The 23,093-nt window shown below is 69.7% G+C and carries 23 protein-coding genes; 3 read left to right on the top strand and 20 right to left on the bottom strand.

Going from position 1 to position 23,093, the window contains the following annotated elements:
- Positions 1-22: 22 nt before the first annotated feature.
- From K377_RS30620 to K377_RS30650, 8 genes are all read right to left on the bottom strand, one after another.
- On the bottom strand, positions 23-1,021 hold the full coding sequence (locus K377_RS30620) for a thiopeptide-type bacteriocin biosynthesis protein (RefSeq protein WP_111666815.1): 999 nt from the start codon (positions 1,019-1,021) through the stop codon (positions 23-25).
- Complete coding sequence (locus K377_RS30625) at positions 1,003-2,208, bottom strand: lanthionine synthetase C family protein (RefSeq protein WP_111666816.1); 1,206 nt, start codon at positions 2,206-2,208, stop codon at positions 1,003-1,005. Before K377_RS30625 ends, K377_RS30620 begins: the two co-directional genes overlap by 19 nt.
- Positions 2,205-5,225 (bottom strand): lantibiotic dehydratase, encoded by a 3,021-nt coding sequence (locus K377_RS30630; protein ID WP_111666817.1) that lies wholly within the window; start codon positions 5,223-5,225, stop codon positions 2,205-2,207. Before K377_RS30630 ends, K377_RS30625 begins: the two co-directional genes overlap by 4 nt.
- Before the next feature lie 92 nt (positions 5,226-5,317).
- Positions 5,318-5,515 carry an FxLD family lanthipeptide gene (gene fxlA / locus K377_RS30635; RefSeq protein WP_111666818.1) on the bottom strand — a complete coding sequence of 66 codons (198 nt, stop codon included), beginning with the start codon at positions 5,513-5,515 and terminating at the stop codon, positions 5,318-5,320.
- A 57-nt stretch (positions 5,516-5,572) separates the two neighbouring features.
- Entirely contained in the window at positions 5,573-6,796 is a 1,224-nt protein-coding gene (fxlM, locus tag K377_RS30640; RefSeq protein WP_111666819.1) for a methyltransferase, FxLD system, read from the bottom strand.
- Between the two features lie 368 nt (positions 6,797-7,164).
- On the bottom strand, positions 7,165-7,359 hold the full coding sequence (locus K377_RS41410) for a hypothetical protein (RefSeq protein ID WP_146614781.1): 195 nt from the start codon (positions 7,357-7,359) through the stop codon (positions 7,165-7,167).
- Positions 7,356-7,754: a hypothetical protein gene (locus tag K377_RS30645; protein ID WP_111666820.1), complete on the bottom strand. Its 399-nt coding sequence runs from the start codon at positions 7,752-7,754 to the stop codon at positions 7,356-7,358. Before K377_RS30645 ends, K377_RS41410 begins: the two co-directional genes overlap by 4 nt.
- Complete coding sequence (locus K377_RS30650) at positions 7,751-8,269, bottom strand: ATP-binding protein (protein WP_161194980.1); 519 nt, start codon at positions 8,267-8,269, stop codon at positions 7,751-7,753. Before K377_RS30650 ends, K377_RS30645 begins: the two co-directional genes overlap by 4 nt.
- Positions 8,270-8,516: 247 nt before the next feature.
- On the opposite strand from K377_RS30650, the gene K377_RS30655 reads away from it, so the two are divergent.
- The 3 genes from K377_RS30655 to K377_RS41815 all read left to right on the top strand — a co-directional run bounded on the left by K377_RS30655 (position 8,517) and on the right by K377_RS41815 (position 11,401).
- A complete protein-coding gene (locus tag K377_RS30655) occupies positions 8,517-9,947 on the top strand; it encodes a Tat pathway signal protein (protein WP_309252252.1) in 1,431 nt (476 codons plus the stop codon).
- A 39-nt stretch (positions 9,948-9,986) separates the two neighbouring features.
- A complete protein-coding gene (locus K377_RS30660; RefSeq protein WP_111666879.1) occupies positions 9,987-10,454 on the top strand; it encodes a TrmO family methyltransferase in 468 nt (155 codons plus the stop codon).
- Positions 10,455-10,957: 503 nt separating this feature from the next.
- Positions 10,958-11,401 carry a hypothetical protein gene (locus tag K377_RS41815; protein ID WP_181512680.1) on the top strand — a complete coding sequence of 148 codons (444 nt, stop codon included), beginning with the start codon at positions 10,958-10,960 and terminating at the stop codon, positions 11,399-11,401.
- Positions 11,402-11,530: 129 nt separating this feature from the next.
- On the opposite strand, the gene K377_RS41820 is transcribed toward K377_RS41815, so the two are convergent.
- From K377_RS41820 to K377_RS30730, 12 genes are read right to left on the bottom strand one after another with little or no spacing between them, the layout of a single operon-like run.
- The gene (locus tag K377_RS41820; protein ID WP_161194981.1) at positions 11,531-15,055 is read right to left on the bottom strand and encodes a BTAD domain-containing putative transcriptional regulator; all 3,525 of its coding nucleotides are present in this window, start codon (positions 15,053-15,055) and stop codon (positions 11,531-11,533) included.
- Entirely contained in the window at positions 15,052-15,516 is a 465-nt protein-coding gene (locus K377_RS30680; RefSeq protein WP_111666824.1) for a hypothetical protein, read from the bottom strand. Before K377_RS30680 ends, K377_RS41820 begins: the two co-directional genes overlap by 4 nt.
- The gene (locus K377_RS30685) at positions 15,513-15,968 is read right to left on the bottom strand and encodes a TadE/TadG family type IV pilus assembly protein (protein WP_111666825.1); all 456 of its coding nucleotides are present in this window, start codon (positions 15,966-15,968) and stop codon (positions 15,513-15,515) included. The genes K377_RS30680 and K377_RS30685 overlap by 4 nt, the downstream gene beginning before the upstream one ends.
- Positions 15,965-16,357 carry a TadE family protein gene (locus tag K377_RS30690; protein ID WP_111666826.1) on the bottom strand — a complete coding sequence of 131 codons (393 nt, stop codon included), beginning with the start codon at positions 16,355-16,357 and terminating at the stop codon, positions 15,965-15,967. Before K377_RS30690 ends, K377_RS30685 begins: the two co-directional genes overlap by 4 nt.
- A 3-nt stretch (positions 16,358-16,360) precedes the next feature.
- Entirely contained in the window at positions 16,361-16,600 is a 240-nt protein-coding gene (locus K377_RS30695) for a hypothetical protein (RefSeq protein WP_111666827.1), read from the bottom strand.
- A 28-nt stretch (positions 16,601-16,628) separates the two neighbouring features.
- Positions 16,629-17,519: a hypothetical protein gene (locus tag K377_RS30700; protein WP_258395173.1), complete on the bottom strand. Its 891-nt coding sequence runs from the start codon at positions 17,517-17,519 to the stop codon at positions 16,629-16,631.
- On the bottom strand, positions 17,516-18,433 hold the full coding sequence (locus K377_RS30705) for a type II secretion system F family protein (RefSeq protein WP_258395174.1): 918 nt from the start codon (positions 18,431-18,433) through the stop codon (positions 17,516-17,518). Before K377_RS30705 ends, K377_RS30700 begins: the two co-directional genes overlap by 4 nt.
- Complete coding sequence (locus K377_RS30710; protein WP_146614784.1) at positions 18,430-19,923, bottom strand: CpaF family protein; 1,494 nt, start codon at positions 19,921-19,923, stop codon at positions 18,430-18,432. Before K377_RS30710 ends, K377_RS30705 begins: the two co-directional genes overlap by 4 nt.
- Positions 19,913-20,761, bottom strand: coding sequence for a hypothetical protein (locus K377_RS30715; protein WP_111666829.1), 849 nt, complete (start codon positions 20,759-20,761; stop codon positions 19,913-19,915). The genes K377_RS30710 and K377_RS30715 overlap by 11 nt, the downstream gene beginning before the upstream one ends.
- Complete coding sequence (locus K377_RS30720; protein ID WP_146614785.1) at positions 20,761-21,447, bottom strand: SAF domain-containing protein; 687 nt, start codon at positions 21,445-21,447, stop codon at positions 20,761-20,763. Before K377_RS30720 ends, K377_RS30715 begins: the two co-directional genes overlap by 1 nt.
- A gap of 37 nt (positions 21,448-21,484) precedes the next feature.
- Positions 21,485-22,351 (bottom strand): ATP/GTP-binding protein, encoded by an 867-nt coding sequence (locus K377_RS42475; protein ID WP_237551304.1) that lies wholly within the window; start codon positions 22,349-22,351, stop codon positions 21,485-21,487.
- Positions 22,309-22,863 (bottom strand): hypothetical protein, encoded by a 555-nt coding sequence (locus K377_RS30730; protein ID WP_111666831.1) that lies wholly within the window; start codon positions 22,861-22,863, stop codon positions 22,309-22,311. Before K377_RS30730 ends, K377_RS42475 begins: the two co-directional genes overlap by 43 nt.
- Between the last annotated feature and the right edge of the window lie 230 nt (positions 22,864-23,093).

Raw genomic sequence — 23,093 nt, forward strand, 5'->3', positions numbered from 1 at the left:
ACCAGAACCTAACGAAGAACTACTAGTTCGGTGGGTGCAAGATCGCGGTTCGTGCTGCGAGTGCCAGGCCGCTCTGTACGCCAGTGGATAGGCCGAGTCGGTTCCAGTGGAAGATGATCTGGTAGGCGAGAGTGCGGCGCAGTCCGCGTTCCAGGGTGCCTGTTGCGACTCCGGCCTTGAGGGAGTCGCCGGCGAGCCGGAAGGAGGCCGCCCATTCCGCGATGGGCTGCAACGGCGCGTCGGGCCCGAAGAGGGGGCCGTCGTCGCTGAGGTCTGCCAGGAGCAGTGGGCGGATGGCTTCGGCCATCGCGTGCATCTGCTGGTCGCGGCCTTTGATGTTGCGGTGCTCTTCGTTGATGACGCGGTCCCATACGTCTCCTTGTTCGCCGAGTTCCAGGCCGGCGGCCCGCATCATGACGGTGCACAGCAGTACGGAGATTTCGCGGCGGCCGAGGGGGAGTTGCGGCGCCCCTTGCAGGTTGAGGATGTGCTGGCTGTCGGAGGCGAACAGCAGGTGGGCGTTGAGCATGCCGGTGGGGCCGCCGAAGGCTGCGATTTCGGGCTCGTAGTGTCCGCGTAGCCAGGAGCGAAGGTGTCCGGCCTGGACCAGGTTGTCGAGGTGGGCGTCGAGCTGGTCGCTCACGTGGTTCTGGTGTTCGGTGTGCACCCGCATCCGCCAGTAGGGGTGTTTGCGGATGAACCACCACATGGACGCGGAGCCATCGGCTTCCAGGGGTCGCAGCAAGGGCACGAGGTGCTCGTAGGCGATCTGGTCGGCGTCGTGCCAGTTGGGGAACTCGACGTAGACCTGCACCCAGTGGGGCTGGTGCTGGTGGCGGAAGAGGGCATCGGTTCCGGCTGCGACGAACGCGTCGACGGCATCGGTGAGGCTGGAGGGTGTGATGCCGGCGCGGAGCGCTGTCGCGTCGATCGGCTGGCCGGCGAGCACGTCCAGGACGGCTTTGCTTACCTCGCCGGTGATGCGGGGGTAGGCAGTGGGGGTCAGTTGATGAGCAGGCATGAGTCCCATCCGGTGATTGGCGCTGTGGTGGCGGTGAGGGTGGTGAGGGCGAGCGCGCATCCGGCGTCGCCCTCCAGGAAGCCGGGGCCCTGCTCCGTGTCGGGTGTGGCCGTGGTCAGGAGGCGGTCGCCCAGCGAGGGCAGGAGTGTGCGCAGGTGCGGGGCGTCCTGGGCTGCGCGGAACGCGGTTTGGTAGATGCCCGCCCATCCGTGGCACAGGCTCGCGTCGACGACCGTGCTGAGCTGGCTCGGGTCGCTCAGGCAGTGGCGGAGGGCGTCCTCGTACGCGGCTTTCAGGGCTGTGTCGTTCAGTGCGATCCCCGCGAGTTGTCCGGCTCGGGCGATGCCGGTGGTGCCGTAGCACCAGCTGGGGCGTCCCGGGCCGGGGTGATGAGGTCGGCCGGCCGCGAGGTCGCCGCGGGTGATGTGCTCGGGCCACCACGGGCCCGCGCCGGAGTCCTGACGCCAGGCGTCAAGGTGGCCGCAGATCGTGCGGATGGCCTCGCCCTGTCCGGTGACGTCGTGGCCTCGGCGCAACGACTGGGCCAGGAGAAGCAGCGGGCCGGTGATGCCGTGCGCCGCGCCGAGGTTGCCATGGCCCCCGGGCAGTGAATGCCCTCGCTGCGGGTCGTGGTCCACCCACCAGCCCGGCACACGCACGTCCGTGCCGACAGGCTGTGTCAGCGCGACGAGGTAGTCCAGTACTCGTTCCATGGCGTTGCTCTCGGGGGCTGTGCGCAGCAGGTAGGCGCCGATCCCGGTGAGTCCGTGGAAGGTGTCGTACTCGCCGAAGGAGGCGGCTCGTTTCTCCTTGATCCGTACGGTGGCCGTGTCCACGCGGCGGTGGGCCAGGGCGAGTACTTCACCGTGCAATGCCTGAGCGGCATCCTCGTAGAGGAGGGCGCGTTTTGGCGGGGCGGTGTGCAGGACGAAGGCGACCGCGGGCGCTCCGAGGTAGAGCCCGGTGGTGTCGGAGGCACTGATGTCGCCTGCTGCGGCCTGGCTGATCCATCGGTGCGCCGGGACCCATCGGGCCAAGCCGCGGGCCGCGTACTCGGAGTGGAAGAGTGCGATCCCGGCGGCGCCCGATGCGAGGGACTGTCCCGCCCATGGGGAGTTGGGATCATTGTCCCCGGGTTGTGCCAGGTGGGCCGCGAAGTCGTCGAGACGGCGGGCGGCGGCGTTCATCGGGCCGCCTTGCGGGGCAGGTGGCGCAGGGCGACGGTGCGGGCGAGGTGGAGTACGGCTGTCTCCTTCGTCGTGTCGACGCCGAGCGCGCGCACGTGGTGCTGGTGCAGCAGGGTTCGCAGGAGCGAGCTGGGGGAGCGCGCCTCTGCGAGCAGGGCCTGGCGGTAGACGGCCACCGCCTTGGCGCGCGCTTCCCCGGCTTCGATGAGGGCGTCGGTGCCGGGAAGGTGGTGCCGGTCGTAGAGCTGGATGGCCTGGCGGCGCAGCTCGCGGTCGGGGCGACCCTTGGCGGGAGCGTGTTCGAGAAGCCAGGCCAGGCCTGCCTTCGTGGCGCCGAGCAGGCCGGTGGAGAGGTCGATCAGGCTGACCGCGGTGAGCACCGTGAGGTCGATGCCGTGCCGGTCGGCGTAGCGGATCTGCTCGATGGCCAGCCGGGAGTCGGCGCTGAAGACCGCGCGCACGGCCTCGGCAGCGGCCGGTGAGGCGCCGTAGCGGCCGGGCTGGGGCTGGTACGACTCGAAAGTCAGGCGGGAGAGGAGCCCGGCGTCGTGCAGGTCGCGGGCCCACCGGTTCACTTCGAGCGATATCAGGCTCCAGTCGTCGGTGGGGGTGGACAGGGACAGGTCGAGGTACTGGCCGGTGTCGGGTCGGGACAGGTCGCGGTACCGGGTGAACCAGCTTTCCCGCCCGTCGTCGCCGAGCGGGTCGAGCAGCGCAGGGAGCCAGTCGGTGAGGATTTCGTCGAAGCGGTGGGGGTGGCCGTGGAGGTGGGCGCGCACCATGTTGCCTGTGCCGGGCAGTTGGATCGGTGGCGGCGGCGCGGTGCGGGCGGGCGGGCGCGGATCCTTGGCCGGTGCGGGTGTTGTGCGGTGGAAGGCCAGGGCGATGTGGTGGGCGCGGCCGATCCAGCCGTATGCGTCGGCGTCCGGAGTCTCCCGCAGTTCGACTTCCCCGAGCCGGTTGAGTGCGGCGCGCAGCAGGCAGCGGTGGGCGGTCTGGTCCAGGCGCAGGGTGAGGCGCTGGTCGTACTCGCTCATCGATACCCGGTCGGGGACATGCAGGCTGTGGCGCCACAGGGTGAACTGCTCGTCCCACTGCTCTTGCGTGGCGCTTGGGCCGGGCAGGTCGCTGGTGGCGAGGAGCCAGCGGGCGGCGCTGAGGATGGTGCGGCCGTAGCGCACCCGCGGCAAATAGGGGAGCCGGGACGCGGCCCCGAAGTCGAACTCGCCGTAGGCGGCGCGTCGCCCGCCGCTGATCTCGGCCAGGAGCCGGGCCAGGGGCGGGGTCTGGATGCCGGCCTCCAGCGCGTGCGGTATCCGGGCGTCGATGGGGCGGCCGGTGGAGCGCTGCACGAGGAACAGGTGTGTCGCGCTCGCGGTGACCGCGAGGTCGTCCAGCGGGATCGTGGGGCCGCTGTCGGGCGGGTGCTCGCCGAGAGGTATCACGTAGGTCAGGAGCCGCCCGGTGCGGGCGACGTTCTCGTTGCGGCGGCGACGGGGGCCGAAGGACAGTTGCGCCGTGATGGCGCGCGGCCGCGTCCGCAGCGACTGGCTGATCTGCCGTCGCATGGCGGCAGGCAGCACGTGGGCCGAGCGGCCGAGCATGCTCGTGCCGGGACGGGGAACACCGACGACTTCGAGGCGGAAGTCGCCGTCGGCCAGGGCGCGCGTGGAGGGTGCGTGGATCTCGACGGCGAGCTCGCTGCGGTCGCTGTAGGTCTTGTCGTCTCCCGCGGCCTGTGCCAGTTCGGTGACTGCGGCGTCGTCCAGGATGAGCTCGGTGCGGCCGTCACTCGCGGCGCGCTGAACCATGCGCAGCAGCAGCCGGTCCCGGTCGGTGACGGGCGTCGGTGGTTTGCGGCGCTCTGATCCGATGTACTGCGCGGGCCAGCCAAGTCCGCTGTCCTTGACCAGGTCGAGGACGGGCACCATGGCGCCGGGCCCGTAGCGCTCGCGGAATCTCCAGTGCCAGTCCCGCCACTGATCGTGCCCGTGGGGCAGCGGGCTGACCTGGTGCAGTACGGCCACGGCCCGTTCTGCCTCTGCGATGACGGCACCGGGTATCTGCACGTCGCAGTCCAGGGCGGTGTCAACGACGAGGGGCATCGGGGCGATGGCGGACTGCTGGTGCATGCGCCGGGTCAGCGTGCGCAGGTCCGTCGCGGCAGCGGTGTCCGAGTGCCCGACGAGTGCGGCGTGCAGGTCTCCCAGCTCCTCGCCCAGGGGGTGCTCGATCCGGTCGAGTTCACCGCACACGTGCTTCAGCGGGTCGAGGACGGTCATCGGCGGGCGCAGGCTGGTGATGAGCAGGTTGTGCGCGACGAGCTCGCGAAGAACACCATCGATCTTCCCGCCCGCCCCGGACGGGAACAGCCCGGTCAGGTGGTCGCGCAGGGCCCGGTAGGTGATCGGCGTCGCGGCCGCACTCAGGGCGGCCTCCACTGGCCGGGTCCTGCGCAGAGACATCTCGTCGGGCGCCATCAGCAGGTCGTGGCCATCGGCCGGCACACCGGGCGCGGCGATCCGCTTCCCGCGTGTGTGCGCGCCGTTGTTGGCGACCAGGGACAGCTCGGCCAGTACGGCAGGGTCATCTTCCAGCGCGCGGACGATGTCGCTGATCCATTCGCCGTCGGCGCGCAGGGAGACCGGGTGCGCGTCGCCGAAGCGCACGGTCGGCCTCGCTCCGGCCGTGACGGTGGCCACCCCGGAGAACAGGGCGAACGGGGTCGGGCGGTGGCGCCACCGCAGGAGATAGGAGGTGACGGACAGAGCGGCCCGGCGGATCTGCCGCGGCTGGGTCTGCGTGCCGGCCACGATGGACTCCACGGCCTGGGTGAGGACGGGGCTCGCGGCGAAGAACGCGTTGCGGACATCTGGGCGGGCGAAGAGCTGAGCGAGCCACATGCGGGTGGTGGCCGGGCTGTTCAGATCGGACGTCTCAAGACGGTCGGCGGGGTTGGGGGCGGTGGTGGCGCGGAGCACTGCGGCTCTGGTCCACCGGTAGGTGACGTCTCCCATGGCTTCTTCCGGTTGCTCGCAGGGGCACCAACGGGCGCGGGGGCGCCGAGACATTTCGGCGCCCCCGCTGGCGGTGACGGCTCAGCAGCCGGTCACTCGGGGTCGCGGACCAGGGAGCTGCACGAGCTGGCTCCGCCCGAGCAGGTCTGGCCGCAGCCGTCGTTGGTGGAGCACATCAGCCGGCCCAGCGGATGGGCGGCCAGAACGACCTTCACGCTAAGGGGCGCGAAGTCGTCGTCCTCGTCGACCGGAGTGGCGGTCGTCTGGTCGAGCACGGCAGCGGCGCTCATGTGAATCACTCTCCTCAAGGTGTGGAGTGGTGCATGACGGCCTGGCGTCGCGGAGTCTTAGACCGCGGGCCAGGAGAGCGAGATCCGGCTGTGCACCTTGTCGATGACCCGGTCTCCGACGATCTGGTCATCGGGGGTGCTGGCCGGATAGGCCCGGATGACCGGCACCGGGCCGCCGCGGCGGTGGGCGGCCCAGTCACGCAGGCTCTCGGTGAGGTTGTCGGCGAGCTGCTGTGCGTGGCGTCCCAGGGCGTGGACGCCGTACTCGACGTCCGTGTCCCCGGATGGGCGGTGCACGAGGTAGGCGAAGGAGTCGTCCGAGACGGCGGCGAGCGAGAACCCGAGTTTGGTGGGAGCGACGATGCCGCTGTCCTTCTCCGCATCGACGCTCATGATGCAGAAGCCGGGCACCGTGATCGCGAGGTGCATCTGGAGCGTGGCCAGCGGCTCGCGGCGGCCGATCGTCACACCCGTCCAGGTCTCGATCCGTGGTGTGGTGACGGCGTCGTCGAGCTGGCTCGGCTTGATCGGCACGCCGTCGTCAAAGCGCAGGCCGATCTCTTCGGTGCCCGCCACGAGCAGGAGTTGCTCGTGGTGCTCGGTGGCGCCCTGCATGGGGACGAACCCGCAGACCTTTGCCGACTCGGACTCTAGGTGATCGCCGTCCAGGACGAAGGCCACGGAGCGGGTCAGGCCGCGCGTGCGCAGCGGCACTACCAGGCGGCCCTGCGGGTTGAGCTGGTGCGTCCAGGCCGGCGGGATGTCCCAGGCGCCGACGGTCACGAGGATGACGTCCGCGACGCCCAGACCGGGGACGGGCTCGGCGGCGTCGGCAGTCACCACGCGGACCCGGTCGTAGCCGTTCTCCAACAGGAGGCGTTCTGCCCGCTCGGTGACCTCGGGGTCGATGTCGACCGTGGTCACCGAGCCCTCCGGGCCCACGAGTTCGGCGAGATAGGCGGCGTTCAGGCCGCCCGAGCCGATCTCCAGCACGTTCATCCCCGGCTTGATCTTCGCCTGCTCCAGCATGAAGCCCTGTACCTGCGGGGCGGACACGCTGCTGGTCTGCACGCCGTGCGCGGACGTCTTGGTGATCACGGCGCTCCACGGGTCGTAGACCTCTGCCAGCGCAAGTCCCGGCGGGGTGAAGCGGTCCCGCGGCACCTTCCGCATCACCGCCTCGACCTCGGGGGAGGTGATGTCACCCTGGTTCCGCAGCTCGTCGATCATTTCGTTGCGCAGGCGGGTGGCCTCGTCGGCGTTGGTTGTCATGTCTGTCATGGGGAAACTTGTCCTTCGTCAGTCGGTCTAGCGAATGGAGCGGCGGCGCACCCGGTACCGGGCGCAGTGCGTATTCGCGACGCCACACCGGCCAGGCGGCTGCGGAGTTCAGCGAAGGTCTCCATGGGCGTCCTTTCTCGTCGATGGCGGCGTGTGGGGGAGACGGGGGAGGGGACACCTCCCCCACACGCCTCATCCGGCTGGGCCCTTGTCACAGGGCCGTCCCCGGGCACTGCACCGCCCCACTGACAGCGGGCGGGTGGAAAGGCCGGCCGCGACCTCCCCACAAAGACGCGGCCGGGGCGCAGACCGGCAAAGCTGCGCCGACTCCCCCGCCCAGACCCTTGAACCGCCGGGGGAGCCCCAGTTCAGGGCGAGTCCGGCTTCAGCACCAACACCATGACGGCGACACCGCCGACGAGCGTCGGAAGGAGGATGAGCTGTACCGGACCAAAGCCGAGCGCGGCCAGATACTGCAACGGATGGCGCACCACCCAACGCAGCCGCGGCAACCGCAGACACTGACGGCCGCGAGCCCGCCGGTGACGCACTGCCGCGCTCACCGACCCACACCCGTGAGCCTGGCGGTGACCTCCACCGAGTTCCACGGACTCGACACCCACGCCCCGGTACGCTCCTGCCAGTCAGTGATCTCGGCACGCTCCTCCGCGCCGTGCCTGAGCATCGAGTAGCTGGGCGCCACCACACCCTTCGCCTCACCACAAGCCGCCAGGGCCAGGGCCCTGGCGCGCTCAGGGCGCTCGTCGGCCGGCGACGCGAACTCCGAGATGTCGACGAACGTCTCGACCGGCACCCACCCATGCCTGGGCACGAAGTCCTCGACCCCGCGCAGAACCGAATCCCGGAACTCGCGGTTGGCGAGGCAGGCGTAGACGGCCACGGGCGTGCCCGGCGGCGCCTCGGCCGCAGGGGCCTCCACCACGGATGCGGTGCTCACAGAGCCCTCCGCCAGCTCACGGGCTGATCGTCGTCGATGGGCAGGCAGCACCAAGCCGTGGCGCCGTGGTTGCTGTAGCCCCACTCGCCGCCCATCTCCTTGACGAACATCGAGACCAGGAGCAGCCCTCGGCCGGACTCGGCCATCGGAGCGGGGTCTTGGGGTTGAGGATCCGAGGCCTCGGTTTCGTCACTGATCTCGAAGCGGATCCAGCCGGGCCGGGGAGACCAACTCAGGTAGCTCACCGAGTGTCCCTTGCCGTGCAGGACAGCGTTCGTGAGGAGCTCAGAGAGAACGATGAGCACGTCCTCGACGCGTTCCTCCGGCATACGGCACATATGACGGAGCCACGCGGCTCCGATCCTGCGCAGACGCGGCACCACATGTGCTTCACGCGCACCGGCCGCAGCAATCTTCGACGGTTCGGCGGGCGGCAGAGAAGCAGGCGTGGTGCTGACCTGCTGGGGCCCGTTCCGCCGCTGCTGCCCGACGGCTGCCAGGTTGCCGACGCTCATGGTGGTCGGGCCAGTTAAGGAGTTCATGTGGGGTGCTCCTGCTCATTGTGGGCTGGCACAACAAGCGAACCGCTCGGGCACCGATGGGGGTACCGGTGCAAGGGGCTCAGGGTGAACAAGGTGAACAAAGATCATCTGATGAAGGTCTCCTCGAACGGCTGACGTTCTGCCAACTCCGGCAACTGAGAGTGAAGTTGAGCGGTAGCGTGATGGAGGGCCGGCCTGCGGCCATGCCAGGTTGAATAAAATGACCAAAGATCGTTTTCCACTGCGGGGGCGCACGATGGCGCGCGAGAGAAACGAGCGGCTTCAGGAGCTACTGGTGGAAGCGCGCTGGTCACGAGCGCAGACCGCTGCCGCGTATAACCGAGTCGCCGGGGAGACTTTGGCCGGGGAGTCGGTAGAGAACTCAAGAATTGGACGCACTCACGTCACCGCATGGGTCGAGGGCTCGAAACCGACGGGTGTGGCACCAGCTATGTTGTGCGAGGCGCTGTCCCGCCGCTTGAAGCGTGCCATCACGCCGCAAGAGGCCGGGTTCGCAGTTCCCACCTCGCCAGCGCAGGAGGCGCTGGACTGGCGCGTTGATCCGTTGATCGCGCTTAGCGAACTGGGGAGTGGAGTGGACGCGAACCGGCGCCGTCTTCTGGCGGGTGGGGTGTACTCCGCCGCAGCCCTTGCGTTGCCTGACTCGGCATGGTGGGAAGCCATGTCGAAGCCACCCACGAGTGCCACGCCGGCATCCGGGCAACGGGTGGGCAGCGGCGACGTGTGTACCGTCCGGGAGCTCACCGTGGCGTTCTCCGCAATGGACCAGCGCCGCGGCGGTGGTCACGGACGGCGAGCGCTGGACGAGTACCTGACGTGGGAAGCTGCGCCATTCCTCAAAGGACGCTTCACCGACGACCGGGTTCGGCGAAACATGTTCGGCGCGGTCGCGGAGCTCACCTACGTGTCCGGCTGGATGGCGTTCGACAACAGTGAGCACGATGTGGCGCTCCGACGCTTCAACGCCGCGGTCAAACTTGCGGCTAGAGCAGGTGACCAGCCGCTGAGCGCGCACATCCTGCGAGCGATGGCTCACCAGGCGTTGGACCTCGGGTTCCGGAAGGAGGCGCTGGAAATCGCCCAAGCATCGGTGCACGGCAAGCGCTATTCCGCGGCCACGCCGCGCGAGCGGGCTCTACTCGGCGTCGTGCACGCGCGGGCCCTGGCGGCGAACAAGCAGAACCAGGGGGCGGCACGTGCGTTGCTGCGAGCCGAGGACGATCTCAGGCAGGCTCATGACGGCGTTCCGGAACCGGATCGAACCTTCTTCTTCGGCGAGGCCTCCCTCGCCCATGAGACAGCTTGCACTCTGCGGGACTTGGGGGATCCGAACCGCGCCATCACACAGTTCCGCCGCTCCGTACGTACACGGGGAGCTGCATTCCGGCGCACGCACGCGGTGACTCTCGGATATATGGGTGCGACTCAGATCGGCCAAGGGCGAGTGGAAGAGGCCTGCGCAACGTGGACGAGGGTCTTGGACGCCATGGAGGGGGGCATGTACTCCGGCCGGGCACGCCAGGCGGTCGAGAACATGCGTACGTTGCTCACTCCATACCACCGACGCGGCATTCCGGCGGTCGGCGTTCTCGACGGCCGAGCAGCCTCGTATCTGTCCGAAGTAGATTGATCAGCAACGGTGTTGGCTGCGGAGCTGAAGGGCGAGGACATGACGCTGGGGATCGAGTCGATCGGGATGGTCATTGAGGGCCGTGCGGAGATCGCCGACGACTACTGGGGCGGCATTGAGTCGGTAATCCAGCTTGACGAAAAGTTCCCCATCGACGCTGTTCAGGGCCTTGAGGAGTTCTCACACCTAGTCGTGCTGTGGCACTTCGATCAGGCCTCGCCGGACGATGTCGAGTATCACGCCCGCAGCCCACGCGGGAACATTGCATGGCCAGCCACTGGCACCTTCGCCCACCGCAACCACCGCAGGCCTAACCAGCTCGCGCAGTCGTTCCCACGGCTGCTCCAGGTCGACGGCCTCCGGCTTCGGGTCGCCGATCTGGACGCGGTGATCGGGACGAAGGTCTATGACCTCTCCCCGTACTTCACCGAAATGGGTCCTCGCGGGCCAGTTCGTGAGCCGAGCTGGCCGGGAGAGATGCTGGCTGACTACTGGACCGAGAAGTAGCCTGTGACCCGTCTCGCGGGAGCGTCTACCGAGTCTGCGGGTACCTGCCTACCGGCACCTTGACCGCCGGTCTTGGCTGCCCGGTGCCCTCGGGCCGGTCGCGCTCCACGAGCGGCACACCGGCCCTGCCAGCTCGGGCTCGTGCTCGCGCGCGCCGGTGCGCCGCCTTTCATCCGCTTGCTGCGCTTGTTGAACAGGCGCGCACTTGCTTGCTCAGCTGGAAGCCGTCTGTTAGGCCCGAGAGAGGGAGGCGGGGTGCAGCGTGCTCAGTCCATCAACGGAACACACTGCACATTCTGCGAACCCTATGAGACCTGTAGCTTTCGCCTACGAGAAAAAGGCGCGGGCAGCGTGCAGTGGGCGCTGTACGCATCGTGAGAAATCGCTGGGCGCCTGAGGGATGGCGGTCCCGGAAACGTGGTTCGGGTCGGTTGGCTGCGCATTACGACGGGCCCAGCACTGCGCGGCCGCCCCGGCCGCTGTGCGACTCGGGGGAGAAGTCCATGTACGCGGTGCGCATCGATGGCAGCTTGACGCTGATCCAGGTTGAGCTGGTCGACGACGTCGTTCCTGCACCGGCGGAGATCCGGGCCGTTGTCGGCGGAGCGGTGAATGCCAGAGTATTTCACCTACGGGCGCTTGCTTGCGCATCCCAGTCCTTCCGCTCTCGCCGCGGAACGGCAGGATGGACGAATGGACGGATGGCGATGAGCGTGACGGAACTGCTGGCTCTCATGTGCAGGCTCGACGATCCCGAACGGCTGAAGCAACCGCCCCCCTATGACCGCGCCGCCACCAATCTCGCGTTCGCAGGGCCGGTCCGCCGGGTCGAAGCGGATTTCGGAACTCCGTGCGATTACGAGCGGGACACCCAGGACTCCAGTGAGTACGGGCGCGTCCAGGTGCCCGCCGACGCGACGATCTGCGGGACGCGGATTGTGGTCTGAGTGAGCAAGTCCGGTTCCCTCGCCGAGGTCTGCGCTGACAATCACTGCCAGGCCGCCTCCGCTGGGGCGGCCACCCGTGACCTGCTTGCCTGCGCCGCCCGTGAGCTTGCTGCCGCCTGACCGAACGGATCAGGAGGCGTCCAGGAGTTCGTCGACGAGTGCCATCGTGGCGCGGTCGATCTGTCCGGGCGGCAGGCTGCTGGTCATCTCCCGCCAGGTGGCGATGGCCGCGCGTAGCCCGGTGTGGTTTCCGGCGGCTGCTTCGGCGCGCATGAGGTCTCGGTGCAGCCACTCGCAGTAGGAGTCGACCGTCAGGCCTGTCCTGCAGGCGGTGCGGGCGCTGGGCAGGTCTTGGTGCGGGCCGTCCTGGGTGCGGTAGCTGGCCACGGTGTGGGCGACGTTGGTGATGTCGGCCTGCATGCGGGTGCGCACGCCGGTCATCCATTTCGCGGGATGGCCGTTCAGCGGCACCCCGTCGACCAGGGCCAGAGCCCGCTCGAGATACGGCAGGCCGTCCGCGCCGCGGCTGAGACCGAGTTCGGACAGGCGTTGGAAGTCGTGCCAGTCGCACTGCACTTTGTCCGATACCGCGTAGGGGGAGGTCTTGCCGGTGCGCTGGGGAACGTACGGGGTGCCGTCGGGGTCCGATCCCAGAGCGGTGCGCAGATCCCGCAGCCGGGCGCTGAGGGTGCGAGGCGACCAGGGTTCGTCGTCGCCCAGGTCCTCGCACAGCCGGTCGGCGCTGCTGCCGGGCTTGAGGAGCAGGTGTGCGGTGAGTTCGACCAGCCGCGGGCCTGCCGGTCCCTTGAGCAGGTTGTCCATCGCCAAATTGCCCAGGACGCGCAGGCGGGGTGCCTCATGGTGCTGTCCGGCCTCGGTGACAGCCCGGTCCTCATCGGTCTCCGGGATGGGGGCGACGCGCTCGGGCGCGGTCAGAGCGTGTACGACCGGGATACGGAACCGCGGGCCGATCGCCGGACTCGCTTTCGTCTGTTCCTCTGCGGGCGGGACAGGCCGCAAGTCGGTCTGGCCCGGGTCGCTCGATGCGAGCAGTGCCTGGAACACCAGCGGCTGTCCGGCTGTCACGGCAGTCGGCTCCGGCTGGCCTTCGCCGTCAGGCGACGGGGCAGCGCTCTGGGTGTCGCCATGCTCGGTGTCGGCGAGGGAGGGGGCAGCGGGCACAGGACGGACGGGCGGGCCGGGAACGGCGACCGGCTCGGGCGGCACGTGCTCCCACACACCCTGCGGATCGTCGGGCGGCTGCTCAGCCTGTGCGCAGGCGCGGGCCAGTTCGGTGATGGAGACGGCGTCCAGGCGCTGGAGCGTGATGTCGTCGCCGACCGCGTCGATGCGTTGCGGGCCGTCGGTGGAGGCGTCCAGCATTTCGGCGTCGGGGAAGACACTGGCTGCCTCGGCGGGCAGGACCAGGGCGCAGGGCGTCAGGCCTTCGGCGCGGCTGAGGGACTCGGCGAGCTGCCACAGGATGTCGTCCTCGGCCTCGGCCGCACACAGCACGATGTAGGGGAAGCCGCGGGCCTCTGGATCCTGGTGGGCTTCCAGGACGCGATGGGCGAACTCACCGGCCGCGAGGCGGGGGTCGGCCAGGTACTGCACGCCCATGGTGCGCAGGTCGGAGGCCAGGGAGCCCATGCCGCACGTGTACACCTCGACGAAATCGGCGCAGGGGCCGATGGCCAGCTCGGTGGCCATCGCCGCCATCACTTCGGCCCTCTCCTGGCGGCTGCCGTCGACCAGGAGGACCTGCCAGGCAGTGAGATCGGCCAGCAGCAACTCCCCGCTCGGGGTGGCGCCCAGGGTCACCATGGCCGCATAGGGCGGTTCGTCGGTCTTGGTCTCGGCCGGTGCGGGCAGGTCCACGGTGTGGGGAAGCACCCACCAGCCGGCCCGGGTACCGGTGAATGGAGCCTGCGCCTCGGCGGTTACGTCGTCGGGAAGAACGTGCACACTGTCCGCGGTGATCCGAGCAGCCCGAAGTGCCGGCGGGGCCTCGCCGTCGGGTAGTTGGGTCAGGAGTCGCAGTGCCGTCTGCAGGCGCTCGACTCCGTGTGCACCGTCGTGTGCCGCCGTCTCCAGCACATCCTCGACCGGCACCGGCTCGGTGGCCGGGGCCTGTTGGCCGGGGCGGCGGGTGCGCCACTGCCAGAGCCGACGTGCCAGCAACGCCGTGGTGATCACCCCGGCCAGCAGCGCGAAAGCCTGCAGTCCGGTGCGCGTCCTGATGGGGGAGCCGTGCGCGTTCTCCTGCTGCTGCCCGGACTGGGGCGCTGTCGTGGCGGGTGCGGCGGGTTCTGCGGCAGCGGAGTTACGCGGTTGCTCGGCTGCCGGGGAGGTCGGTGTGGCGCTCGCAGAGGGTCGTTCGGCGGGCGTGGAGCTGCGGTGGCCCGGAGCTGAGGGCGTCGCCGGTACCGTCGGTGGATTCGAGGGCCGCCCATGGGTGCCCGCACCCGCAGGGTCGCCCTGCTCTCCTTCCGCGTCCGGGCTCTGCGGTGCAGCTGTGTCCGACGGCCGCTCGGTCTCCTGGGCTGGGGGAGAGGCCTCCTCGTTCGCCTCGTCCGGCGCAGCATCCTGCTGGTCTTTGTCGCGCTCCTGCTCGGGGCTCCGGTCGTGTCGCTCTTCGTGCTCATTGGAGGTGTGCGGGGCCGACTGGAGCTCGGCGGGGATGGTGACCCGTTGCTCGGGGACGATCAGGTCGGGGTCGGTGATGCGGGGCAACCCGTCGGGCTGAGCGCCGCGGCTCGCCTCGTACACGGCACGCCAGTTGGCGGCGTCCCCGGTCTCGTCCTGCGCGATGCCGGTGATGGTGTCGCCCGGCTTGACGACGTGCGCCTGATCCTGGGCGGTCTCGCCCTGCGGCTGCAGGCCTTCGCCGTTGTGGCCGTCGGCACCCGCGGGGCTCGCCACCGTGTCGAGGCGGGGAACGTCGGCGGGCAGCTGCAGCACCCACCCGGGATAGATCGGCGCGTCCGCGTGGAAGGTCCGCCCGTCGACCATCGTGCGGCCCTCGTTAGCGTCGACGAGGTGCGTGAACGCGTCGCCGTGCCCGTATAGCCGCTCTGCGATCGACCACAGGCTCTCGGCAGGGCGGGTGTCGCGCACCGTGTACGTGTCATGGTGCCCGTTCTGTGGCGCCTGCTCGCTGTGCGACTGAGTGCTCTGCTGCACCGCGACGGCGGAGCCCGGTTCGGTTTCGGCACTGGCCGATGCCACGGTGCGGGGCGCGGCCTGGGCGGGGGAGGCGGCCAGGGCGGTGCCGGTCGGCAGCAGCACCAGCAGCGAGCCGACCAGCACGGCCGCCGCCCGCTGGCTGATCTGAAGTCCCGGTAGTTGTGGGGCGCGTACTCCGCGGAGCTGGGCGGGGATCTCCAGCAGCACCGACAGCACGAAGCTGCCGAGAGCGAGCCAGCCGATCACGCAGACGGCCAGCAGTGCGAGCGCGCCGGTGTCCTGACGGTCGAACAGGTGCCGGGCCGCGTCCAGGCCGCCGGAGGCGATCGCGGCGGTGGCGTGCCACAGCAGCCATGGCAGCGCGCCCAGCGTCACGGCGAACGCGCACAGCGCGCCGAGGGCCTTCACCAGGGCGGCGCTGGTCCGGCGCGGACGGGTGCGGGCAGCGGGTGCGGGGGAGCGGTTCATCGGGTTTCGCCGTCCTCGGGCCGGGTGGTGCCGTACAGCAGGGTGGCGGTGCTGGAGACACGGTGGTGGTAGGTGTGCGGCCAGAACTTCCCGCGGTAGGAGCTGGTGACCGTCACGGTGATCCGGCGGCCGCCGTCGCTGACTTGTACCGATCCGCTGGCGTGCGCACGCGACAGGTAGGTGCGGGCGGCCGCGGTGGCGGCCGCTGGGTCGACGCGCACTCCCTTGGCGGGGATCAGGCTGTCGAGATCGACGGCTTGCTGGGCGGCGCGGGCGGCTTCCACGGCCAGGGCGTCGGCGTGTTCGCGGGCCCGCAGCGCGCCGAAGGCGTCGACGGTGAGGAGACCGGCCAGCAGGATCAGCGGGCCGGTGATGACCGCGACGAAGATGCTGATGCCGCCCCGGTCGTCGAAAGCCGCGCGCCGCCGGCGCGCCCATGCCCAAATTTGCGGCGAGTTCATCCACGACCTCGGTAGGCGTCGACAACGGAGGTGAAGCTGCTGGTCACGGTGCGCACGCCGGGCCCGCCGCCGATCAGGACCAGATCGCCGACGGGAACGCGGCAGGTGACGGTCACCGTGACTGCGGAGACCTGACCGACCGGCACGGCCAGCCCGGAGGTGTCGGCCTGCACGCCCACGTGCGAACAGGCCTGCTGCTCACCGGAGAGCGCCTGACGGGCGGCCCGCTCTGCCGCTGCCCGTCCCTTGCCCGGAGTGCGCTCAAGGGACGCCGCGCGCGCCGCCGCCTGGGCAGCCGCGTCGGTCTTCTGACCGGCCAGCTGCAGACGGGCCGCGGCGATGAACAGCAGCACCAGCACGATCAGCACCGGCACCGTGAGAGCGGCCTCGACGGCGGCGTTGCCCCGATCGTTGCGCAGCACCGCCCACCGGCCTGCCCGGCGACGGGTCATCGCGGGCCTCCGGTCGTCCAGTGCTCGATGGGCCCGGTCACGGTCGCCGCGACGCTCAGGTGGAAGCCGGGCAGCATCGTCAAAGCCTGCCCGCTGACGTGGACGCGCATGGTGTCCTGGCTGCTGCCCGCGGTGCTCACGCTCGTGTTCGTGAGCATGTTGCCCCCCAGATCATCGAGCGCCTGGCGGGCGCGGGCGGAGCCGTCGGCGGGGGAGGCCTCATACAGCCGACCGGCCGCCACCCCTGAACGGGCGGCGGTGTAGGCGAGGTTGCGGGCATAGGCCCACAGCACGCCCTGGATCAGGATGAACGTGATGACGAGGACCACGGGGAACGCGATCGCGTACTGGATGGGGGACGACCCCCGGTCGTCCCACGTTCTGCGCACGGCTCAGCCGCCGAGATCCACGTTGTCGACCTTGCTGCTGGCCCGCATCCCGAGGGCGACGAGAGCGGCCACGATCGTCACGGCGATGCCGATGCCGGCCACCCACAGGATGACGGTGACGACAGGGTTGTCACCGCGGTCGCCGCGCTCGTCGATCTCGGTACGCGCCTCCTCGAGGCGGCGACTGACCGCGGCGGGAATCTGCGCGAGCTTCGCGCTCGTCTTCAAAAGCAGGTCGGACATGGGGCGTTCCTTTCGGGCAACAGAGGGATCAGGAGGTCTGGTTGAAGGCGTTGAGGACGGCGGGAAACGCCATGGCCGCCATGACCAGGACACACAGCACGGCCTGAGGGGCCTGCATCTTCTCGGTGTCCGCGTTGGCGGAGGCGGCTTCGGCGTTGAGCTGTTCGGTGCGCAGGCTGGCCGCGCGGTGGCGGACCGTGTCGTAGACGGAGGCGCCTTCCTGGGTGGACATCTGCACGAAGTCGGCGACGTCGGCCAGGACCGGCACGTCCAGCCGCTCACCGAGTCCCTTGAGTGCCGCCCACTGCTGGCCGCGCTCTATCCGCGAGCGCATCAGCGTCTCCTGGATCCGGACGAACACCCAGCCCTTGCCGACGAACGCGGCCTGCTCCAGCGCCGACTCGATCGCGATTCCGGCGGCCAGCCGCAGCGCGACCAGCTCGAGATAGACGGCGATGCCGTGGGCGGCCTCGGCGCGCGCCTTGGCAGCGTCACGGCGGATCATCAGATCCGGCACGAACCAGCACAGCGCGGCGAGCAGCACCCCGATGATGCCCGGCACGTACAGGGCGATGTTGAGGCCCAGCAGCGTCCAGGAACCGATGAACAGGCTCGGCGCGAGCAGCCCGAACAGGGCCAGCACCACCTTGTTCAGCACGTGCTCTTCGGCCGCCTTGCCCAGCAGATCCAGATCGCGGCGGGGCAGAGTGACGGGCACCTTGCGCACCAGCCACGCACCGAGCTGGGCCTGGGCGGAGGTGGGCCGGGGGGCGGCCTGCAATTGGGCGGTGGGTGCCTGGTGCAGGCGCGCCATCGCAGGGCCGAGTTTGGGCGCCGATGGCAGCAGCTCGGCCACCAGCAGAGCCAGCCCGGCGCCGCCGATCGCTCCCGACACGATCACTGCAGTCAGTGAGTTCACCGCAGGACTCCCATCGCGTCGACCTCTTGCGGGCGCTCCGGCGTCTTCACGGGACTGCGCGGATCGGGGACCAGCACCCTGGGGGTGTGACCGCGGGTGGCCAGGCGGCGCACCCACACCAGCGTGGCGACGAAGAACCCGACCAGGACCGCCAGCACCAGCTGGCCCATGAGCGTGGCGTAGACGCCGGTGTACTGCGGCACCGTGAAGCCCAGGGCGACGATCCCCAGCGTGATCAGCGTCAGCGTCCGCACAGTGGTCCGGGTCTTCTGCCGGTCGGCCTCGATGCCCTGGCGCATCTTGACCTCCTCACGCACCGAGGCCGCCAGGTCCTCCATGGCCTGCGCCAGACCCGGACCCGGGTCCTGCGAAGCCAGAATCAGCGCCGAGCACACCTTGTCTCCCGTCACGTCGTCGAAGCCGCGCGCGAAGTCCGCCAGCGCCTCATGGGTGGGCCACTGCGCCTGAATCTTGTCCGCGAGCTCGCCCACCTCCTCGGCCAGCGCCGCCGGCGCATGCTTACGGGAAGCGATCAGCGACTTCTCCAGCGCGTTTCCCAGCCGCACCATCTCCGACAGGCGTTGCGCCCATTCGCCCAGCGCATCGCGGCGGGCGATCTGCGCCTTCGTCATAGCCGGACCGGACAGCAGCCATGGACCACCCGCGACCGCTCCGCCGACGATCAGACCGGCCATCAGCACGCCCGTGACCAGCCACACCAGCACGAACGCCACCGCGGCCGCGCCGAGCAGGATCCGGCGCTGGGCGGCGAACTGCCGCGCCAGCACGCCGCGCTCGCCCTGCCAGGGCAGCGGTGACTTGGGACGGCTGGTGCCGACGATCCCGGCGACGGCCAGGACCAGGCCGAGGCCGAGGAGTGTTCCGTTGGCCATCCACCACAGGGAAGTGATCACGTCGTCCCTCCCGTGCCGAGATAGGCCATGGCCTGCGCGGACAGTAGATCGGCGGTCATTCCGGCTTTCTCCAGGCGGCGCCGCTTTCGGGCGCTGAGCGCGCCCTTGGGCACGGCCGGTCCGTCGATGTCGTCTGCCGGACCGAAGACTTCGTTGTAGGTGGGCCGCCCGTCGTGCCCGATACCCGTGATCTCCCAGATGTGGGAGAGGTAGCGGCGCGGGGCCGGACCGCTGTCGTCGACCGACAAAAACGCGATCAGGTGCAGGCCGTTGGCGATCTGCCGGTAGGCGATCTCCGGAGTGAAGTTGGCCTGCGCCAGCAGATACAGCTCCGCGATCCGGTCGAACACCGCGGCCGGCTCCGAGGCGTGGATGGTGCACATGTTGCCCGGCCGGTCCGACGTCATCGCCTGCATCATCGCGGTGATCTCCGACCCGCGGACCTCACCGACGATGGTCCGCGTCAGCGACATGCGCTTGGCCTTGACCATCAAGTCCATCAGCGTGATCTCACCGGCGGCCGCCTGGTTCGGGCCGATCCGCTCCCCGTTGGAGAAACGGGCCTCCATCGGCACCACATGCTCGTGGTAGCCGGGATCGGCCAGCCCCTCGAACGTCGTCTCGAGCGTTCCGAACCGCTCGGTGGGCTTGATCTCGCGCAGCAGCACCCGCAGCAGCGTGGTCTTCCCCGACGACTGCTCCCCGGCGACCATGATATTCAGCCGGGCCCGCACCGCCGCGGTCAGCAGGTCCGCGGCCTGAGTGCTGAGGGTGCCCAGATCGATGAGTTCACGCATACCGATGGTGCGGTAGCGGTGGCGGCGGATCGTCACGTGCGTGGACCCGCCGGTGATCTCCGGGCCCAGGGCCTGCAGGCGGGAGCCGTCGGGAAGCCGCAGCTCGACGTCGGGGGAGTGGGTGGAAAACGTGCGCCCGTTCTGCCCGGAAGCACGGATCAAGTCCCGCACCAGTTCCTGCAGTTCGTCCTCCGAGTCAGCGACCTGCGCCACCCGGACCGGCTCGCGCTGCCCGGCGTACTTCAGAAAGACTCGCTGCGAGCCCTCCAGCCAGATGTCCTCGACCTGCTCGTCATCGAGGTAGCGCTGCAGGCGCCCGGCCCGAAAGCACATGTCGAACGCGAGCGCGGCCAGCTCCTGCTCCAGGCTCTGGCTGACCGCCCCACCGGTCGACCAGCCCTGCGCATCGGCCCAGATCGCCACCCGCTCATTGATCAGCTGACGGCCCCGCTGCTCCTTGGCCTGCACCGACGCCCAGGCGCGCTGCTTGCCCTCCTCGCTGAGCGTGTTCAGCACGACGCGCTTGATCTCCTGAGCGGCGCGGTAGTCCACCGGCTGAGCAACCACTGCAGAGGGCAGCGACGCGACAGCATGTGCCTGCTGGCCGATGTAGGGACCGGTCACCGAGGGCGTCATCGGGTCGTGGGCAACGCGGCGCGGGGGCGGGCCGTTGTAGACGGGTTCAGCGCGCACGGCGCACCTCTTCCAGCCGCTGCTGCACCGGCGAATACAGCACCTTGCGGCGGGTGGCCACGTGCTGACGGATCGGGGTGATGGCGCCCGCGGCCGCCTTCATCAGCGGCGTCTTCGCGAACTTCCCTTCCGGAGCGCCGTCGGACAACACTGCGGCCTCAGCCGGGCGGTAGGGCAGCACGGCCACCACGGGCGTCTCCAGCTGCTGCTCCACCTCACGCCGCCCGTAGGGGCCCTCGTCGATCAGCAGCAGTCCCAGGGCGGGCGCGGGACGGTTCTGGTCGCCCTCCAGCGCCTGGCGGAGCATGGGCAGACGGCCGGTGGCCGCGCTGACACTGCGCACGGTGCCCCGCACCACCAGCAACACCAGGTCCGCACGCTGTGCCAGGACCCGTGAGGGGCCGTAGGCGCCGTTACGGCCGAGATCGATGATGACCTCGTGGGCGTTGCGCGGCATCCGGTCGATGGCCACCAGGAGCTCGGCCAGTTGCGGCCACTCGGGCGCCAGCGCGGCCGCCTCGGACATGGCGGTCAGGCCGGGCAGCAGCATCTGGCGGCGCTCGCCCGGCGAGCTGTCGTCCGACAGGCGCACCAGCTGTTTCCAGAACGCATCCTGAAGACTCTGATCGCCGCGCAGGGACACGGCCAGATGCCGCAGCCCCACATCCACCTGGAGACGGCCCTCCAGAGCGCCGGCCAGGATCGCGCCGCCGTCGGGATCGCACTCGGCGAGCAGCACCCACCGGTCGCCGTCCACGGGCCAGTTGCGGTGCAGGGCGAGCGCTGAGGTGGTGGCTCCGGGGGCGCCGGGCAGACCGACCATGGCGATGACCGCCATCAGTTGCCCGCCCCGTTCACGGCCAGCGCGACGTCACCGGCGGCGGCCTGGGCGGCGAGCATCGGGCCCTGCTTGGAGTCCACCGCGACGTCGACGACGCGCTCGCCCGTCGACTCCCGTGCCGCGCCGACCCGGACGACGCGGGCCTGCACGGATCCCGGACCGGTCTTGGCATCGTCGGCGGCGGGGTCGTCGCTGGTGAACACGACCTGCACCCGGTCGCCGGGCCGCAGGCTGCTGTCGGGCAACTGGCCTGGCTTCAGCGCGATACCGACCAGCTGCTCGTTGCCCTTCACGAGTGTCTTGTTGGTGACCTCTTTGGGGTGCAGCAGCGATCCGGCCTGCAGGGTGGAGATGGCCCGCATCCCCACGACCTGGTCACGCTGCTGGATCCCGACGACTTGCATCGACGGGTCGACCGCCACGGAGGCCTCGCGCAGGTCGGAGTCCTTGATGACGCTGCCGGCCGGAATCTCGTGCGCGATCTCGATGATGGGCTGACGCTGGCCGTTCTCGGTCCAGTACCACCAGTTGCCCGCCGCGCACGCGGCGATGCAGGCCACCGCGACGGCGAGCATGCCCGGCCTGCGCCTGCGGGCCTGCCACTTCGCCTGAACCGGCGCGGCCGCAGGCGCGGTCGGCATCTGCACGGGGGAGGCCTGCGGCGGCACATCCGTCCTGCTCACGTTCTACCTCTCATCGTTCCAAGTTCCTCGACACGGTTCAGCTGCCGACCGACTGCAGCTCGCCCACCGTGAACGACACATCTGTCTGCCGGGTGGTGGGGATCTGCCCGGCCTCGCCCGTGGTGGCCTGCCAGGTCACGTCCCAGTACGCGGTCGCCGTCAGCCGGTACTTCGCACCCGCCTTGCGGGTGGAGGGCTGCTGGTAGATATGGCCGCAGTCCGGCGATTCGACGCCGTGACGGGTGTTCTTGAACGGCGTGCCCGGCCCGGTGCAGGTCACCTTCTCGCCGTCGCCCATGTCCCACACGATCTTGGAGACCTCGGCCTTGGCGGTGACCGTCACACCGCCCGCGGACGCCGACGCCGAGTTCGGCCCGAACGTCGACGCGGACGGCGTCACCCACATCCACACCGGAACCCCGACGGTGTACCTCGCACCCGCGCGGGGGCTGGCGACCTGCGGGCCGAGCAGCTCCATCTTGTCGACGGCCTGCGCAGCCACGACGGCAGGATCCACGGCAGGGGCGCCGGCATCCACGCCGACCGGCCCGGTCAGTGCCGAGTTGGGCCCGTCGGGACAAACCTGCTGGTAGACGATCTTTCCCTCGCCTTTCCACAGCGCGCTGCCGGGCGGCGGCTGCGGAACCATCTTCTTCATGGTGCACTTCGGCCCCTTGCCACCGCCCTTGTTGCTGCCAGCAGCCTGCGAGGTTCCCTTGTGGCCGGAAGATCCGCTGGTGCGGTTGTTACCGCTGGCGTTGCAGGTGACGAAGCGCGTCTGTTTGCTGCACCCGACATTCATGGGCACGTCGGCGACGGAGGCCTGTGCCGGGGAAAGCACGGCCGGGCCGAGGAGACCGGTCAGCAGGAGGTAGCGGACGGATCTACGACGATGATTTTCCACGTTCCCCCCCACCGCTCGGCCTGGACCTTCGTCACGTACTTCAGGACCTGGTTCTTCGGCATCTCGGCCGGCTTGCCGGTCTTCTTGTCCAGGTACTTCCAGCCGGTGGTGTCCATGCAGTCGGTCAGGCTGGCCCAGGGCACCTTCTTGTTCGGCTTCAGCCCCGTCACGGTGACGTCGTGGGTGGGCGCGCCCTTCGTCACCAGGCCTTCCTTCTGGAAGGTGTCCATCGTGACCTCGGTATCGGCCAGGGCAGCACCGGCGGCGTAGCGGCGCAGTTGGGTGCCTTCGATGCTGGCCTTGGAGTAGGCCTTGGCCTGCTCCTCCCACATGCGTGCGTACGTGTCGAGCACGACCTTCTTCAATGCCGCGTCGGGGTCCGTCTCGGTGGGGCTGGGGGCGGTGCTGGTCGCGGTCTTGCTCGGTTCGGCTGGGTCGAGCGTGGCCTCTGGGCCCTTGCTGTCGCCCCCGGAGCAGGACGTGAGGGCGAGCGCTGCGAGGGCGGTGGCCACTGCACCGAAAGAGCGTCCGCTTTTTCGCTTGTGAACCCCGGCATATGCGGCAGGACGTGCTGCTCGGGTCATGATGTCTCCCCGTAAGGCCTGGGCGGCCCGGCGGTCTCCATTCGCACAGCGGGTGCGTGCGGAGCGGGGCCAGCCCCTGCGAGCTGCGCTGATACGTTGCGTAACGGTTGACACCCTAAGCGTCAACACCCGCATAGGTACAAGCCTTTCTGATCGAT

The organism is Streptomyces sp. PsTaAH-137 (assembly GCF_003259365.1).
Lineage (GTDB): Bacteria > Actinomycetota > Actinomycetes > Streptomycetales > Streptomycetaceae > Streptomyces.

Excerpts from the sequence above, each read along its gene's own strand:
- K377_RS30660 (WP_111666879.1), top strand. The coding sequence starts at position 9,987 with ATGACGCTGGGGATCGAGTCGATCGGGATGGTCATTGAGGGCCGTGCG.
- K377_RS30655 (WP_309252252.1), top strand. The coding sequence starts at position 8,517 with ATGACCAAAGATCGTTTTCCACTGCGGGGGCGCACGATGGCGCGCGAG.
- fxlM (WP_111666819.1), bottom strand. The coding sequence starts at position 6,796 with ATGACAGACATGACAACCAACGCCGACGAGGCCACCCGCCTGCGCAAC.
- K377_RS30680 (WP_111666824.1), bottom strand. The coding sequence starts at position 15,516 with ATGAACTCGCCGCAAATTTGGGCATGGGCGCGCCGGCGGCGCGCGGCT.
- K377_RS30620 (WP_111666815.1), bottom strand. The coding sequence starts at position 1,021 with ATGCCTGCTCATCAACTGACCCCCACTGCCTACCCCCGCATCACCGGC.
- K377_RS30715 (WP_111666829.1), bottom strand. The coding sequence starts at position 20,761 with ATGGCGGTCATCGCCATGGTCGGTCTGCCCGGCGCCCCCGGAGCCACC.
- K377_RS30625 (WP_111666816.1), bottom strand. The coding sequence starts at position 2,208 with ATGAACGCCGCCGCCCGCCGTCTCGACGACTTCGCGGCCCACCTGGCA.
- fxlA (WP_111666818.1), bottom strand. The coding sequence starts at position 5,515 with ATGAGCGCCGCTGCCGTGCTCGACCAGACGACCGCCACTCCGGTCGAC.
- K377_RS30695 (WP_111666827.1), bottom strand. The coding sequence starts at position 16,600 with ATGTCCGACCTGCTTTTGAAGACGAGCGCGAAGCTCGCGCAGATTCCC.
- K377_RS41815 (WP_181512680.1), top strand. The coding sequence starts at position 10,958 with ATGTACGCGGTGCGCATCGATGGCAGCTTGACGCTGATCCAGGTTGAG.
- K377_RS41820 (WP_161194981.1), bottom strand. The coding sequence starts at position 15,055 with ATGAACCGCTCCCCCGCACCCGCTGCCCGCACCCGTCCGCGCCGGACC.
- K377_RS30650 (WP_161194980.1), bottom strand. The coding sequence starts at position 8,269 with ATGAGCGTCGGCAACCTGGCAGCCGTCGGGCAGCAGCGGCGGAACGGG.
- K377_RS30630 (WP_111666817.1), bottom strand. The coding sequence starts at position 5,225 with ATGGGAGACGTCACCTACCGGTGGACCAGAGCCGCAGTGCTCCGCGCC.
- K377_RS30685 (WP_111666825.1), bottom strand. The coding sequence starts at position 15,968 with ATGACCCGTCGCCGGGCAGGCCGGTGGGCGGTGCTGCGCAACGATCGG.